Source organism: Salinibacterium sp. ZJ70 (assembly GCF_011751865.2).
Taxonomy (GTDB): Bacteria; Actinomycetota; Actinomycetes; order Actinomycetales; family Microbacteriaceae; genus Homoserinibacter.
Window position 1 is genome coordinate 892,947 of sequence record NZ_CP061770.1, and the last position, 15,263, is coordinate 908,209.

At 71.9% G+C, this 15,263-nt stretch carries 10 protein-coding genes and 1 pseudogene; 6 read left to right on the forward strand and 5 right to left on the reverse strand.

Annotated features, from left to right (window positions below):
- The first annotated feature begins 37 nt into the window (after positions 1-37).
- Together HCR12_RS04255 and HCR12_RS04260 are read left to right on the forward strand one after the other, a co-directional pair.
- The gene (locus HCR12_RS04255; RefSeq protein WP_166869506.1) at positions 38-3,154 is read left to right on the forward strand and encodes an ATP-dependent helicase; all 3,117 of its coding nucleotides are present in this window, start codon (positions 38-40) and stop codon (positions 3,152-3,154) included.
- On the forward strand, positions 3,147-6,413 hold the full coding sequence (locus HCR12_RS04260; protein WP_224763664.1) for an ATP-dependent DNA helicase: 3,267 nt from the start codon (positions 3,147-3,149) through the stop codon (positions 6,411-6,413). The genes HCR12_RS04255 and HCR12_RS04260 overlap by 8 nt, the downstream gene beginning before the upstream one ends.
- 17 nt (positions 6,414-6,430) lie before the next feature.
- Here HCR12_RS04260 and HCR12_RS04265 read toward each other — a convergent pair whose 3' ends face one another.
- Positions 6,431-7,273: a LysR substrate-binding domain-containing protein gene (locus HCR12_RS04265; RefSeq protein ID WP_166869505.1), complete on the reverse strand. Its 843-nt coding sequence runs from the start codon at positions 7,271-7,273 to the stop codon at positions 6,431-6,433.
- Between the two features lie 82 nt (positions 7,274-7,355).
- On the opposite strand from HCR12_RS04265, the gene HCR12_RS04270 reads away from it, so the two are divergent.
- Complete coding sequence (locus tag HCR12_RS04270) at positions 7,356-8,693, forward strand: MFS transporter (protein ID WP_166869504.1); 1,338 nt, start codon at positions 7,356-7,358, stop codon at positions 8,691-8,693.
- A 24-nt stretch (positions 8,694-8,717) separates the two neighbouring features.
- Here HCR12_RS04270 and HCR12_RS04275 read toward each other — a convergent pair whose 3' ends face one another.
- Positions 8,718-9,707: a phosphotransferase gene (locus HCR12_RS04275; RefSeq protein ID WP_166869503.1), complete on the reverse strand. Its 990-nt coding sequence runs from the start codon at positions 9,705-9,707 to the stop codon at positions 8,718-8,720.
- A 115-nt stretch (positions 9,708-9,822) separates the two neighbouring features.
- Here HCR12_RS04275 and nudC point away from each other — a divergent pair, with 115 nt between their 5' ends.
- Together nudC and HCR12_RS04285 are read left to right on the forward strand one after the other, a co-directional pair.
- Complete coding sequence (nudC, locus tag HCR12_RS04280; protein ID WP_166869502.1) at positions 9,823-10,791, forward strand: NAD(+) diphosphatase; 969 nt, start codon at positions 9,823-9,825, stop codon at positions 10,789-10,791.
- Positions 10,788-12,494 carry an ATP-dependent helicase gene (locus tag HCR12_RS04285; RefSeq protein WP_166869501.1) on the forward strand — a complete coding sequence of 569 codons (1,707 nt, stop codon included), beginning with the start codon at positions 10,788-10,790 and terminating at the stop codon, positions 12,492-12,494. Before nudC ends, HCR12_RS04285 begins: the two co-directional genes overlap by 4 nt.
- Here the strand turns inward: HCR12_RS04285 and HCR12_RS13625 are convergent.
- The 3 genes and pseudogenes from HCR12_RS13625 to HCR12_RS04295 all read right to left on the reverse strand — a co-directional run.
- A pseudogene (locus HCR12_RS13625) lies at positions 12,472-13,206 on the reverse strand (hypothetical protein); the annotation flags it as partial. The gene HCR12_RS04285 and the pseudogene HCR12_RS13625 overlap by 23 nt on opposite strands.
- A 60-nt stretch (positions 13,207-13,266) precedes the next feature.
- Positions 13,267-13,974, reverse strand: coding sequence for a YidC/Oxa1 family membrane protein insertase (locus HCR12_RS04290; RefSeq protein WP_166869500.1), 708 nt, complete (start codon positions 13,972-13,974; stop codon positions 13,267-13,269).
- Between the two features lie 80 nt (positions 13,975-14,054).
- The gene (locus HCR12_RS04295; protein WP_166869499.1) at positions 14,055-14,354 is read right to left on the reverse strand and encodes a DUF6412 domain-containing protein; all 300 of its coding nucleotides are present in this window, start codon (positions 14,352-14,354) and stop codon (positions 14,055-14,057) included.
- A 239-nt stretch (positions 14,355-14,593) separates the two neighbouring features.
- Here HCR12_RS04295 and HCR12_RS04300 point away from each other — a divergent pair, with 239 nt between their 5' ends.
- Positions 14,594-15,226: an ECF transporter S component gene (locus tag HCR12_RS04300; protein WP_224763666.1), complete on the forward strand. Its 633-nt coding sequence runs from the start codon at positions 14,594-14,596 to the stop codon at positions 15,224-15,226.
- The last annotated feature ends 37 nt before the right edge of the window (positions 15,227-15,263 follow it).

The following is a 15,263-nucleotide window of genomic DNA, read 5'->3' on the forward strand; positions in this document are numbered from 1 at the left end:
CCCGGACGGTGTCGGTGCCGCCGGTTACGGTACCCACATGCCTGCCCGAGACCCGCGCATCCCGTTCGCGCCGGATGCCTCCCAGCAGGCCGTCCTCGACCTGCCGGCAGAGGCGAGCGCGCTCGTGGTGGGTGCAGCCGGATCGGGCAAGACCTCGACGCTCGTGGAGCTTGTAGCGCGCCGCGTTCTCGACGACGGGCTGGCACCCGCGCAGGTGCTCGTGCTCGCCGCGTCGCGGCACCAGGCGGATGCCCTGCGCGAGCGGATCGCGGAGCGCGTGCCGATCGTGACGACCGGGCCGTGGGCCCGCACCGCCGCATCCGTCGCGTTCGAGGCGGTGGCCGAGCGCGCGCGCCTCGAAGGTGCGACGCCCCCGCGGCTGCTGTCGGGCGCCGAGCACGATCTCGTGATCCGCGACGTGCTCGAGGGGCACCTGGCCGACGGTTCGGGCCCCGACTGGCCCGCTCACCTCGATCAGACGGTGCGCGGCCTCGCGAGCTTCCGCACCGAGCTGCGCGAGCTCATGATGCGCGCGACCGAGTACGACATCCGCCCCGCGCATCTGGTCGAGCTGGGGCGACGCCACGCGCGCCCCGCCTGGATGGCGGCGGGCGAGTTCATGGCCGAGTACGAGCAGATCGTCGCGCAGTCGCACGCGGGGTTGCTCGACCCGGCCGAGCTCACCGTGTTCGCCGCCCATGCGCTGCGCGACGGGGTGGCCGGTGAGCGCCTCGCGGGCATCAGGCTCGTGATCGTCGACGACGTGCAGCAGTCCTCGGAGGGCACGGTGCGTCTGGTGCGGGCGTTCGCGGATGCGGGGGCTGCGGTCGTCGGCTTCGGCGACCCGGATCTCGCAGCCGACACGTTCCGCGGTGCGGGGGCGCAGACGGTCGCCCGCTTCCGCGCGACGGCGCTGCCCGCCGACGCCGCCGAGCTCACCCTCACCCGGGTGCACCGTCACGGGCCGACCTTGCGTGGCGTCGTGCGCACGCTCTCGCAGATGATCGGCACCGCGGGCGTCGTCGGCCAGCGTGAGGCCGCGGCCGGTCCGGAGGATGCTGCCGACGTCGCCCCCGCGGTCGTCATCGAGCAGCCGAGCGCGTGGACGCTCTCCGCCTCCATCGGGCGCGAGCTGCGCGAGCGTCACCTGCTGGGCGGCGTGCCCTGGAGCGAGCTCGCCGTGATCGTGCGCAGCCGCGGCGACATCGCCGCCCTCGAACGTCATCTCGCGACGGCTCAGGTGCCCACGCGCAGCTCGGCGGTGGGCCGCCCGCTGCGCGAGCATGCGGAAGCCGCAGCGCTGCTGCGGGTCGTGGAGGTGGCTGTCGGCCGTGCGCCGCTCGACGGCATCACGGCTGCCGAGCTGCTGACGGGGCCGTTCGGCGCACTCGACTCGGTGGGCCTGCGCCGCCTGCGTCTCGCGGTTCGTGCCGAAGCCCTCACCGCGGGCGACGCGCGACCCTCGGGCGATCTGCTCGCGGAGGCGCTGCAGGTTGCAGGTGGCTTCGCGTCGATCGACACCGCGGTGGGGCGGCAGGGGGCGCGGATGTCGCGCGTGCTCGCCCGTGTCGCCGCCGCGCACGCCCAGGGCGGCTCGGCGGAGGAGCTGCTGTGGGAGGCGTGGGACGGCTCGGGTGTCGCCGAGAGCTGGCGGCGTTCCGCGCTCGGCACCGGCATCGCCGCCGAGGAGGCTTCGCGCGCGCTCGACGGCGTGGTCGCACTGTTCGCCGCCGCCCGTCGCTTCGCCGAGAGCCGGCCCTCGTCGAGCGTGACCGAGTTCCTCGACGAGCTGCTCGACGCCGAGGTGCCCGCCGACATCATCACCCCGCAGACCGCCGAGGATGCCGTGCTCATCACGACGCCCACGGGAGCTGTGGGCTTCGAGTTCGACACCGTGATCGTCACGGGGCTCCAGGATGGCCGCTGGCCCGATCTGCGCGTGCGCGGCACGCTCCTCGGGGGCCCCGCGCTCGTCGAGGTCGCGACGGGCCTCGACCCCGAGACTCTCGACGCGCGACGCGAGGTGCTGGGCGACGAGCTGCGCCTGCTCACCGTCGCGGCCTCCCGCGCGCGGCGGCGGCTCGTGCTCGCCGTCGTCTCGTCGGATGACGAGGTGCCGAGCCCGGTCGTCGCGGTGCTGCGCCGCGATCTTCCGACGCACAGCGTGCCCGCCTCGCCTCTCACCCTCCGGGGTGCCGTGGGGCGGATGCGGCACACGCTCACGTCCGACCACCCCGCAGATCGTCGCCGCCGCGACGACGCGGCAGCCGCCCTCGCGCTGCTCGCCGAGGCCGAGATCCCGGGGGCCGATCCGCGCGACTGGCGTGGTCTCGCACCCGTCTCGACCGACGCGCCGCTCGTCGAGCTCGATGATCCCGAGAACCCGGATGTGCGCGTCACGGTGTCGCCGTCGCGCCTCGAGACGTTCGCGCGCTCCGCGATGGAATGGTTCGTCGAAGCCAACCGGGGCGGCTCCGCGGGGCTCGCCGCCGGCTTCGGCACCCTCATCCACGATGTGCTCGAGCACGCAGTGACTCCCGAGCAGCAGACCGTGGAGGCGATGACGGAGGCCCTGCGCGCGCGCTGGGGCGAGCTGCAGTTCGAGAGCGCCTGGGTGGGTGTGCAGCAGGAGCGCGCCGCGACATCCGCGATCGACGCGCTCGCCGCGTACCTCGCCGCGCGCGCTGCCGCGGGCGCTGAGCGTCTCGGCGCCGAGACGGAGTTCGAGCTCGATGAGGCCCCCGCCCGCCTCCGCGGCAAAATCGACCGCATCGAGCGGCAGGGCGACGACGTCGTCATCATCGACCTCAAGACGGGCTCGCCGAAGTCGCAGAAGCAGGTCGACGAGAACCCGCAGCTGAAGGCCTACCAGCTGGCGTTCGCGCGCGGCCAGATCGACGGCATCCCCGACGGTGTCGACTCCGGCGGTGCGCGCATGCTCTACACGCGCGGCACCGCGACGAGCCCGTACAAGGTCGTCGACCAGTCGGAGCTCAGCCCCGAGCAGCTCGCCGACTTCGCCGCCTTCGTGCGCGACGCGGCGACCGTCATGGCGGGCACGCGGTTCCCGGCGACGCCCATCGACGACCCGTACCTGATGGCCGGATCCGACATCCGCCTCGTCCACCTGCCTGGGGAGGTCTCCGGTGACTGACCTCACCCTCATCGACGCGGCTGTTCCCGCCCCGCGTCCGCGCGCGATGAGCGCGCTCGACATCGCGGCTGCGCTCGAGCTGCCGCCGCCGACGCCCGAGCAGGTCGCGGTCATCGAGTCCGACCCCGCAGCCCCCGCCCTCGTGATCGCGGGTGCCGGATCCGGCAAGACCGAGACGATGGCGGCGCGCACGCTGTGGCTCGTCGCGAACGGCCACGCGGCGCCCGGCGAGATCCTCGGCCTCACGTTCACGCGCAAAGCGGCGGGTGAGCTCGCCGTGCGCATGGCGGAGCGCATCGCTGCCCTCCGCGAGAAGGGCCTCATGCCCGAGCAGGGCGAGCCCGACCCCGCCGCCGAGCTGCTGGATGCCCCGCGCGTCTCCACCTACAACGCGTTCGCCGCGGCGATCTTCCGCGACAACGCGGCGCTCCTCGGCTTCGACGGCGACGGCGTCGTGCTCGGGGAGGCCGCCTCGTGGCTGCTCGCCCGGCAGATCGTCGTCGACAGCGACGACGATCGCCTCGCCGACCTCGATGCGGGCGTCGACAAGGTCACGACCGCTGTCGTGCAGCTCGCGGCGGCGCTCAGCGAGAACCTCGCCGACCCCGAGGCGGTCGCCGCCTATGCGGCCGACATCCGCACCCTCTCCGACCTGCCCAACGGCGGCAAGGGGCGCTACGGGGAGGTCGAATCGGCGGTCGTCGATCGCATCGCGGCCCTTCCGCTGCTCGTCGACCTCGCGGTGCGGTTCCAGCGCGCCAAGTTCGAGCGCGGCTACACCGAGTTCTCCGACCAGATCGCCACGGCGATGCGCATCGTCGAGGCGAACCCGGAGGTCGCGGAGACGCTGCGCGCGCAGTACCGCTTCGTGATCCTCGACGAGTACCAGGACACGAGCGTCTCGCAGTCGCGTCTGCTGTCGACGATCTTCTCCGGCCAGCCGGTGATGGCGGTCGGCGACCCGCATCAGTCGATCTACGGATGGCGCGGGGCGAGCGCCTCGAACCTCGCGGAGTTCCGCGACTGGTTCGGGTGCCGCACGACGCTCTCGCTCTCGACGAGCTGGCGCAACGGCGCGCGCATCCTCGCCGCCGCGAACCGCATCATCGAGCCGCTGAGCGCCGCATCCGCGGTCGAGGTGAAGCCGCTCGCGCCGCGGCCCGGTGCCGACGAGCTGCCGCTCACGATCGTGTACGAGCAGACGCTCGCCGATGAGGCCGCGCGGGTGGCCGAGTGGTTCCGCGACAGGCTCGCGGAACGCAGTCTGTGGAAGGTCCCCAAGGGCGAGACGGATGCCGCCCCGCCGTCGGCGGCGCTGCTGCTGCGTGCGCGCGCCAACCTCGAGGCCTATCTCGCGGCGTTCCGTGCCGCGGGTGTGAAGTATCACGTGCTGGGCGTCGGGGGCCTCCTCACGGAGCCGGTCGTGGCCGACATCGTCGCGGCGCTCGCCGTGATCGCGCGCGCCGATTCCGGATCCGAGCTCATCCGTCTGCTCGTCGGCTCGCGTTGGCGCATCGGGCCGCGCGACATCGTGGCCCTGCGTTCGCTCGCATCGTGGCTCGCGAAGCGCGACCACACCCTCCAGCCGCTCAGCGAGATCGCGCTCGAGGCGCTGCGCAATTCGGTGGCCGCCGAGGAGTCGCTGTCGCTCGTCGACGCCCTCGATTTTCTCGCTCACGCGCCGGAATCCCACGGCATCATCGCCACCGCCGGGTTCTCTGAGGTCGGACTCGCGCGCCTGCGCGAGGCGGGGGAGCTCTTCTCACGGCTGCGTCGCCGCGCACGGCTGCCGCTCGGCGAGCTCACGTCGCTCGTCATCGAGTCGCTCGATCTCGACATCGAGGTCGCGGCGAACGAATCCCGACCCGGAGGCCTCCGGGCGCTCGAGGCTTTCGCGGATGCCGTGGCCGGCTTCGAGCAGCTCGGGCAGAGCGCCGATCTGGCTGACTTCCTCGGCTGGCTGCGCGAGGCGCAGAGCCGTGAGCGTCTCACCCCGCGCACCGAGCCGCCCGAGCCGGGGTGCGTGCAGGTGCTCACGATCCACGGTTCCAAGGGCCTGGAATGGGATGTCGTGGCGGTGCCGCGACTCGTCGAGGGCGAGCTGCCGAACCCGTCGGCCACATCGACCGGCTGGCTGCAGTTCGGCGGGTTCCCGTACGCGTTCCGCGGCGACCGCGACGCGCTGCCGATCTTCGACTGGCAGACGTGCGAGACGCGCGCCGAGGTCGTGCAGCGCATGAAGCAGTTCAAGGAGGAGGAGAAGGAGCGCCTCCTGCTGGAGGACCGCCGCCTGGCCTACGTCGCGCTCACGCGTGCCCGCAGCCATCTGCTGCTTGCGGGTTCGTTCTGGGCGTCGCAGTCGAAGCCGCGTATGCCGAGCAGGTTCCTCACGGAGCTGGCCGACGCGTTCATCATCGACGAGCTGCCCGAGGCGCCCGAGTTCGAGGAGCTGCCCGAGGGTGAGGCGCTCGCGCCCATCGACTGGCCGCGCGATCCGCTCGGTTCGCGCCGCGCGCGCGTCGAGCAGGCGGCCGAGGCCGTTCGCGAGGCCGCTCCGGAGGTGGCGGATGAGCGCCTCGCGACCGAACTGCGTCTGCTGCTCGAAGAGCACCGTGAGCGTCTCGCCGGGGGTGCACAGGGTGCCCCGCCGATGCGCGTGCAGGCTTCGCGCTTCAGCGACTACGTGAACGCACCCGCCGAGACGCTCGCGCAGGTGCGTCGTCCGATGCCCGAGAAGCCGTACCGAGCCACGCGCCTCGGCACGCTCTTCCACGCGTGGGTGGAGAACCGATCCACGGCGCCCATCGTCGGCGGCCTCGACGAGCTGCAGGATCTCGATCTCGAGGCCTCGGATGAGCTCATCGCCGTCGACGAGGAGCGTTTCGCGCAGCTGCGCGAGACGTTCGCGGCGTCGCCCTGGGGTGGGCTGCAGCCGGTGGATGTCGAGCGCGAGATCCATCTTCCCTTCGACGGCCGCGTCGTGATCTGCAAGCTCGATGCCGTCTACCAGCACGGGGAGCGGTTCGAGGTCGTGGACTGGAAGACGGGCCGGTCGCCGAAGGACGCCGCAGACCTCGAGCGCAAGCAGCTGCAGCTGGCGCTCTACCGTCTGGCGTACGCGAGCTGGCGCGGGGTGGACCCCGACCTCATCGATGCGGCGTTCTACTTCGTGGCGGATGACACGATCGTGCGCCCGGAGCGCATCGACACGGAGGCGGATCTGCTGCGCCGGTGGCGGCAGGCGTTCCCCGAGGGCTGAGGGTCGACGGCTGAGCGTCAGCGCGCGGTCGCGTGGATGGCGTTCGAGAGCGCCTCGACGGGTTCGCGCGCGGCGCGCGGGTTCGCGAGCAGCGTGAAGTCGAGCTCGCCGATCGGGGGAAGCTCGAACGCACTGGTCACTTCGACGAGATCCTCGGGGATGAGCACGCGCGGGTAGGCCGCGATGCCGATGCCGGCGCGCAGTGCCGCGAGCATCCCGTTGACCTCGCGGGTGTTGCAGGTGATGCGCCAGGTGCGTCCCGCGGCTTCGAGTGCGCGGATCGCGGCTTCGCGCGAGACGCTCGGCGCCTGGTAGACGATGAGCGGCACGTGCGCATCCGCGTCGAGGCGCTGCGAGCGGTGCGCGACCCACACGAGCGGCTCGCGTCGCACTGTGCGGCCGTCGGTCTCTCCGGGCTCCTGCTTGACGTACACGAGGTCGAGCTGCCCCGCGGCCAGGCGCCGGGCGAGCTGACCGCTCTGCCCCACCGTGAGTTCGAGGTTGATGTGCGGATACAGCTGCCGGAAGTCGCGCAGCACCTGGGGGAGGTGGGTGAGCGCGAGGTCGTCGGCGGCGCCGAAGCGCAGCCGCCCGCGCATCGCGGATCCCACGAAGTAGGCGGCCGCTTCGTCGTGAGCGGCGAGGATGGTGCGCGCGAAGCCGAGCATCGCGTCGCCGTTGTCGGTGAGCTGCACGGCCCGGGTGTCGCGCACGATGAGCTGGCGCCCTGCGGCGGCTTCGAGTCGTCGGATGTGCTGACTGACGGTGGGCTGGCTGACGCCCAGCAGCTCGCCGGCGCGCGTGAAGCTCAGCGTGTCGGCGACGGCCACGAAGGTGCGCAGCAGGACCGGGTCGAACATCGGCGCCTTTCATTCGATTTCCGAATGGGAGTTATTGCAACGATAGTTCGCCGCAATGATCGGCGCCACCTAGCCTGGAGGCATGCCGTCCATCGCTCCACCCGATCACCACCCCGCGACGGAGCCCATCCCCACCTTCTCAAGCCGCCCGACGTGGCGCGAGAGCTTCGCCGCCCTCGGCGTCTACAACTACCGGCTGTATCTGGCGATGCTCGCGCTCGGCAGCACGGGCGGATGGATGGCGCGCGTCGCGATCGACTGGCTCGTGCTCGAGCTCACGGGCAGCGTGGCGCTCGTCGGCATCGCGGTGGCGCTTCAGTTCGCGCCCACCATCCTCCTCGGAGCGTGGGCGGGCGTCCTCTCGGACCGCGCCAACCGCCGCCTCATCATGCTCGGCACGCAGGCGTTCGCAACCCTCGCCAACGGTCTGCTCGCGGTGCTCGTCATCACGGGGCATGTGGAGGTGTGGCACGTGCTGCTGGTCGCCGGGCTCACCGGTGTCTCGTATGCGATCGAGGGCCCGAGCCGTTCGGCGTTCGTCTCGGAGATGGTCGGCAACGCACGCCTGCGCGGCGCCATCAGCCTGAACGCCACCACCTTCCACCTCGGCGGTCTCCTGGGCCCCGCGCTCTCAGGGGTGCTCATCGTCGCGGTCGGCTCCGGATGGTCGATCGCGATCAACTCGATGACCACCGGCATCGCCGTCGTCGCGATCCTCCTCATGCGCGTGCACGAGCTGCATCCGGCACCGCGGCAGCCGCGCCAGAAGGGGCAGTTCGTGGAAGGGCTGCGCTATGCGTGGGGCAAGCCCGCGATCTTCTGGACGCTCGTGCTGCTGGCATCGGTGTCGATCTTCGGCATGAATCTGCCCGTGCTGCTCGCCTCCGCCGCCGACGAGATCTATCGCACGGGTGCGGCCGGGTACGGCCTGTACAACTCGCTGTGTGCGGCGGGTGCGTTCATCGGCGCGGTCCTCTCGTCCCGGCGCATGACGCTGCGCCTGCGGGATGTGGTGGTCTTCACCGGCACTTACGGCGCCATCACGCTCGTCGCCGGATGGGACGGCTGGTACCCGCTGTTCCTCTCGGCGCTCGTGGGTATCGGAGTGAGCCGCCTCCTGTTCGCCATGACCGCCGAGGCGCTCACCCAGCTCTCGACCAACCCCGGCATCCGCGGCCGCGTCATCTCGCTCTACATCATGGTGCTCATGGGCGGTCAGGCTGCGGGCGGCGTCATCATGGGGTGGATCGCCGAGCACTGGGGCGGTCAGGTGGCGTTCTGGGTCGCGGGAGCGGTGCCGCTCACCACAGCGATCGTCGTGGCGATCGTCGTGGCCGCGCGGCATGAGATGCGCGTCGCGGTCAGCCTGCGCACACCGCGGCAGCTGGTGCGGATCGTGCGGCGGGAACCGCTCTCCTAGCCGGCGACCGGTCAGCCGGGCGCGTCAGGAGACGCGCTCGGCGCGATCCAGGAGCGCCTCGACCTCGTCGACCGCGAGGGTCGGCATCGTCTGCGGACTGATCGAGTCGGTCGCATCTCCCAGCACGTCATCGACGAGCTTCGAGAGCATCTGCACGGCATCCTCGACGACCTCAGCCGAACGCGTCTCGGTACCGTGCAGCAGCCAGCGCGCCACCTCGAGCTCCGACAGGAGCGTGGCGCGCTGACGCAGGCGACGATCCACCTGCCCGCGCACGCGGGTGTACGCGTCGAACACGGCATCCGCGATGCCCTCGCGGCGGGTGCCGAGCACCCAGGCGAGGTCTCGCGCCGGGTCGCCGACGCGCAGATCGTGCCAGCCGAGGATGCCCGAGACATCCGCTGAGGATGCGAGGAACGAGTCGGCGGACAGATCGCCGTTGATGACGGCGGGGGTGAACTGCCAGAGGCCGGCATCGTCGCCCGCCGCCTGCCAGCGTCGCACGAGCGCGGCGGGAACGAGACCGGTCGAGATCGCGCGGTCGATGAGTGTGAGGCACGCGTGCTGGGATTCGGCCGCCGTGAACGCGGGGAGCCCTGCATCCGTCACGAGGCTCGTGGGGAGCACATGGATGGCGGCGATCGCTTCGCCGATCGAGGTCGCGAGAGCGCGGTCGATGCCCGTGGACGACACCGGGGTGCCTCCGATGAACTCCGAGACGACGGCACGCGTGCCCGTCACGGGCGCGTGGCCGGCGAACGTGGGCACATCGAACGGGAGGCGCGATCGCACCCCCTGGCTGAGCGCGCGCACCGCGACGATGTCGGCCGACTGCTGCTGCTCGGCGCGCTCGGACCGCGGAACGCTCACGATCAGCATGCGTCCATCGCGACCGGTGACCACCGCGGAGTCGAAGTCGCCGCCGGAGGAGCCGAACGGTGCCGCGCCCACGACGTCGAGGTCGGCGATGGCTGAGGAGGCGAGCGCCGCTAGAGTGAAGGGGGATCTGGCCATGGCGACAGGGTAGGTCGCCCCCGCCCGGCGGCCCCGGCACGCCACGCCTGTAGCGGCGTTCTCACGGCCCCGCACGCGGGATTCTCGGATGGTCGCGGATGCGGATGAGGAGCACATGAGCGGGTCGGTTCAGCCGGATCAGGTTCCCCCAGGACGCCCGCCGCTCACGCCCGCCCTCTCGCGCTCCGCTCTCGACCGCGACTACCTGAGCCGCATCGGCGGTGTGCTCGCGCTCGCCGAGGATCCGCGCACCCGGATCGTCGCGCTGCACGACGGCCGTGCGTTCGGCACCGCGGAGGGTCTGCGTCTGCTGCACACCCCGGCGCTTCCCTCGCTCGACGTCGAGACGGCGGTGTTCCTCGGCCGGGCGCGCGAGGCGTCGCCCGACCTGGAGCAGGGTGCCGCAGTGCTCGCGATCCTCCTCGACGACGACCAGGCTGCCGAGCTCGACGGCGAATGGCTCGACTTGCGGCGGGTGGGGGCGCGGCTCTCCGATCGTGACGCGGGGCTCTTCACGCAGGCGCTCGCACTCGCCAACTGGCACCGCGTGGCGCGCTTCTCGCCCGCGACGGGCGCCGCGACCTCGGTGACCCAGTCGGGCTGGGTGCGCGTCGATCCCGAGCTCGGCACCGAGCACTACCCGCGCACCGACCCTGCGGTCATCGTGGCCGTGCTGGATGACGACGACCGCATCCTGCTCGGCTCGAACGTCACCTGGGAGCTGGGACGCTTCTCGCTGCTCGCGGGGTTCGTGGAGCCGGGGGAGTCGCTCGAGGCAGCGGTCGTGCGCGAGATCTTCGAGGAGGCCGGGGTGGTCGTCACGGATCCCGTCTACCGCGGCAGTCAGCCGTGGCCGTTCCCTGCGTCCCTCATGCTCGGATTCGAGGCGCGCATCGCCCCTGACACCTCGCCCGAGCCGACGCCCGACGGCACCGAGCTGCGCGAACTCCGCTGGTTCACGCGCGACGATGTGCGCGCCGAGGTCGAGGCGGGCACACTGCTGCTGCCCGGGCCCGCATCGATCGCACACGCGATCATCGCCGACTGGTTCGGCGAGGCGCTGCCGAGCGGAGTGCGCCCGTGACGAGCGATCTTCTCGCAGGGCTCGACGACCAGCAGCGTGAAGCAGCCGAGACGCTCCTCGGGCCCGTCTGCATCCTCGCGGGTGCGGGCACCGGCAAGACTCGCGCGCTCACCCACCGCATCGCGCACGGCGTCGCGACAGGCGTCTACACGCCCGACCGCGTCATGGCGCTCACCTTCACGACCCGTGCGGCAGGCGAGCTGCGCTCACGCCTGCGCCGGCTCGGTGCTGAGGGGGTCACGGCGCGCACCTTCCACGCCGCCGCACTCTCGCAGCTCAGCTACTTCTGGCCCCAGCTCGTGGGTGGGCGCACACCCGAGCTCGTCTCGGGCAAGGCGCGCGTGCTCGGCCACGCCGCCGAGTCGCTGCGCATCCGCGTCGACACGGCCGTGCTTCGTGATCTCGCGTCCGAGATCGAATGGCGCAAGGTCCGCCGCATGTCGCTCGAGGAGTACGAGCGCCAGGCGCGCGCGAACCGCGTGATGCCGACGGGGCTCTCGGTGGAGGCGGTTCTCGAGCTGCAGCAGCGCTACGAAGACCTCAAGGATGAGCGCCGCCAGATCGACTTCGAAGACGTGCTGCTCATCACGGCGGGCATGATCGACGCCGAGCCGCGCGTCGCCGAGCAGGTGCGCGAGCAGTACCGGTTCTTCGTCGTCGACGAGTACCAGGACGTCTCGCCGCTGCAGCACAACCTCCTGCAGCTGTGGCTCGGTCCGCGCACCGACGTGTGCGTCGTCGGCGACGCCTCCCAGACGATCTACTCTTTCGCGGGCGCGTCGAGCGACTACCTGCTCGGCTTCGGATCGCGCTACCCGGATGCCACGGTCGTGCGCCTCGAGACGAACTACCGGTCGTCGCCGGGCGTGCTCGCCGCCGCCAACCGCCTCATGCGGGGGCGACCGGGCGCGCTCGAGCTGATACCGGCGACCCCCGGCGACACGGCAGAGCCCGTCGTCACGCGCTGGGGAACGGATGCCGAGGAGGCCGCCGGCATCGCCGACATGATCGCGCAGCAGATCGCATCCGGCGTCGCCCCCGAGACGATCGCAGTGCTCTACCGCGTGAACGCGCAGTCGGGTGCGCTGGAGGCGGCGCTCGCCGCCCGCGGCATCAGCGCCCGCCAGCTCGGCGGCACGCGCTTCTTCGACCTCGATGTCATCAAGCGCGCGGTGCTCGAGCTCATGAGCCTCGCCCGCACCGGCTCTCGCAAGGGCATGTACGAGACGGTCGCGGATGTCGCGATGAGCATCGGGTGGACGGTCGACCCACCCGAGACGCAGGGTGCCGTGCGCGAACGCTGGGAGGCGCTCAACGCGCTCGTCGAGCTCGCCGACAACGCACCGAAGACCATGACGCTCGTGCAGTTCGTCGCCGAGCTGCGGGAGCGCCAGAGCACCCAGCATGAGCCGACGATGTCGTCGGTCGTGCTGTCGACGTTCCACGGTGCGAAGGGTCTCGAATGGGACCACGTGCACCTTGTGGGTCTCAGCGAGGGGCTCATGCCGATCTCGCACGCTAAGGGCTTCGACGCGATCGACGAGGAACGGCGTCTGCTCTACGTGGGGATCACGCGAGCACGGCGGACACTCGCGCTGCACTGGGCCTCGGAAGGGCTGCGCTCGCGTCCGCGGGAGCCCAGTCGCTTTCTGGCTGAGCTGCGCAGCGGCATTCCGGGTGCGGCTCGAACCGCAGCGAGCTGACCTCGACGCCGTCGCCCCCGATCCGCAGCGCCCCCTCGAGCACTGCGCCGTCGCCACGCAGGTGGCGGAGGATGCGTCGCGCCGCCTCGGCGACGGCGGTCGCGGAGCGCACCGGGTCGTGTGCGGGCGGCTCAGCATGCGCGAGCTGGGCGGCGATCGCCGGCCACGCCGGGTCGCGGTCGCGCTGATGCAGACCCACGCAGTGCAGGCATGCCGTCGTGCCCGGCTCGACGAGCGGTCCGATCGTGATCGCGGCTTCACCCGTGACGACCGGCAGGTGCGGCACATCGCCCTGCAGCCAGCGTCGGTGCTCGGCGGGCGAGACGACATGATCCGCGACGATCACCACGAGATCCGCCGCCGCGGGATCTGAAGTGAGTGCCCCGGCGGCGTGCAGCAGTCGCGCGAGGTCGGCGGCGACGCGGTTGGCGCCGAGCACGAGCGCGCGAGCGCCCGCCTGCGGCGCATCCGCGGGCAGGAGCGCGGGGGAGAGCGTGTCGCGCAGGCGCTCGGCCTGCCGCGGCGTCACCCCGAACGTGGAGGCGAACATCGCGAATCCCGACTCCGAGACACCCGCCTGCACGATCGCGAACAGCCGCTCGATGCCGGGGCTCACATCCGGGATGACGGCGAGCACCGGGTCGACGCCCACCTGCACCGTGCGCGGGTCGCGCCACACCACGGGGAGTGTCGGATCGAGTCGCAGCACCATCCGTCAACCCTGCCGCGCGGTGCCGCAGCCTGACGTGCGCTCTCCACAGGCGACGGCGCATCACGCGTAGATGCGACGCAGGATGCTGCGCTCCGCCCATGCCCACGCCCCGGAGACTGCGAGGTAGAGCCCCGCGGCGAGCGGCACGACCGCGAGCGCGGCGACGGTGAGGAACGGCGCCCAGCTGAGCGGACCGCGCGGGTCGAGCGCGGCCGGCAGCTGAGCGGAGGCGGCAGGTGCGTCACGCAGCGTCAGGCGGCGGTTGAGCCACGCGACCGCCACGAGCACGAGCGCGAGCGCCAGGAAGGTGAGATCGCCGAGCATGGCGCCGCCCAACACATCGCCGAGGCGCCGCCCCAGGTCGGTGCCGAACGCGGGGGCGGTGAGCAGGCCGTTCGGCTCGCCCGCGATCGTCGGCAGCACGAACAGCGCGTACACGAGCGAGATGACGGGCATCTGGGCGAGCAGCGGCAGGCATCCGGCAAGCGGCGACACCTTCTCGGCCGCGTACAGCTCCATCGTCGCGCGCTGGAGCTTCTGGGGGTCCTTGCGGTGGCGTCGTTGCAGCTCGGCCAGCTGCGGCGCCAGGCGGCGGCGGTTCTGCGCGGCTTTCGCCACGGAGACGCCCACGGGGATGAGCAGGGCGCGCACGGCGACCGTCACGAGCACGATCGCGAGGGCGGGCGTCACCAGGGAGCCGAGGGATTCGAGGCCGCTGGCGGCGACCGAGAGGATGGCGGCGAGGGGTGGGAAGTCGAAGGGATTCATGGGTGCTCCTGGGTCGGATGCGGGCAGACGGGATCATCTGGCCGCCCGAACCCGGAGCGGGTGGGTGCGCGGGGTGCGCGTCAGGCGGCCGAGAGGGCCAGCCCAGGAGCGCGGGAGCGGATGTGTCCGCGCGCATCCGGATGCGAGAAGTCGGGCAGATGCCCGAGCAGCACAGCGTGGCGGCGCGAGCGTGCGCCGACCGCGGTGAGCCGCGGTCGTGCGGCGCTCGTCGCGCGCACGACGGCGACGAGCGCCGCCGCGAGGGCCGCCGTCAGCGCCGCAGCACCGAGGGCCGCGAGCATCGCGCCCGGCTCATGCACGCCGAGCATCCCGAGCACGACGACGATGCCGTGCAGGAGAGCGACGAGGAACGCGGGCATGGCGACAGCATCTCACATCCGCTCTGACGCGTCCCCCGTCGGGGAGCGGCGAAGCCGCGATGGGGCTACACTCGGGACCGAACACGGGAGTCCGGTGTGCCGGGCTGAGAGGAAGCTGCTCCAAGCTTCGACCGTCGAACCTGATCCGGATCATGCCGGCGCAGGGAGGCAATCTCAGGGTCCGTCTGCATCAGCAGTCGCCCACCCGTGCCGCTTTCCGACCAGAAAGGGCACGTATCGTGACCACCGCATCAACCGACACTCCCGCCACGGCGTCCGCCGCCCCGGCTTCGAAGCGCTGGCGGGTCGTCGACATCGTCGTCGCCGCCGTCCTCGGCGTCGCAGTCGGTCTCATCTTCATCCTCTGGAACGCGTCCACCGATCCGCTGCGCGAGCTCATCGGCGCCGCGATCCCCGGCGCGAGCGCGATCGTCGCGGGCGTCTGGCTCATCCCGGGCGTGCTCGGTGCGCTCGTGGTGCGCAAGCCCGGGGCGGCGCTGTTCACCTCGCTCGTCGCGGGATCGGTGAGCGCCCTCGTCGTCAACCAGTGGGGCTGGTGGACGCTCGAGTCGTCGCTCGTGCAGGGTCTCGGCGCGGAGCTCATCTTCGCCCTCTTCCTGTACCGCCGCTTCGGCATCGTGGTGGCGGCGCTCGCCGGCATCGGCTCGGGCATCGCGCTCGCCGTCAACGACCTGCTGCTCTGGTACGCCTCGATTGCGACGCCCACGTTCTCGACGATCTACGTGGTCGCCGCGATCATCTCGGGGGCGCTGCTCGCGGGTGTGCTCTCGTGGCTGCTCGTGCGCGCTCTCGCCGCGACAGGTGTGCTGAACCGCTTCGCCGCGGGCCGCGAGCGCACCGAGCTCGTCTGAGCCTGCGGAGCCGGTGAGACTGTGACGGAGGCGACGC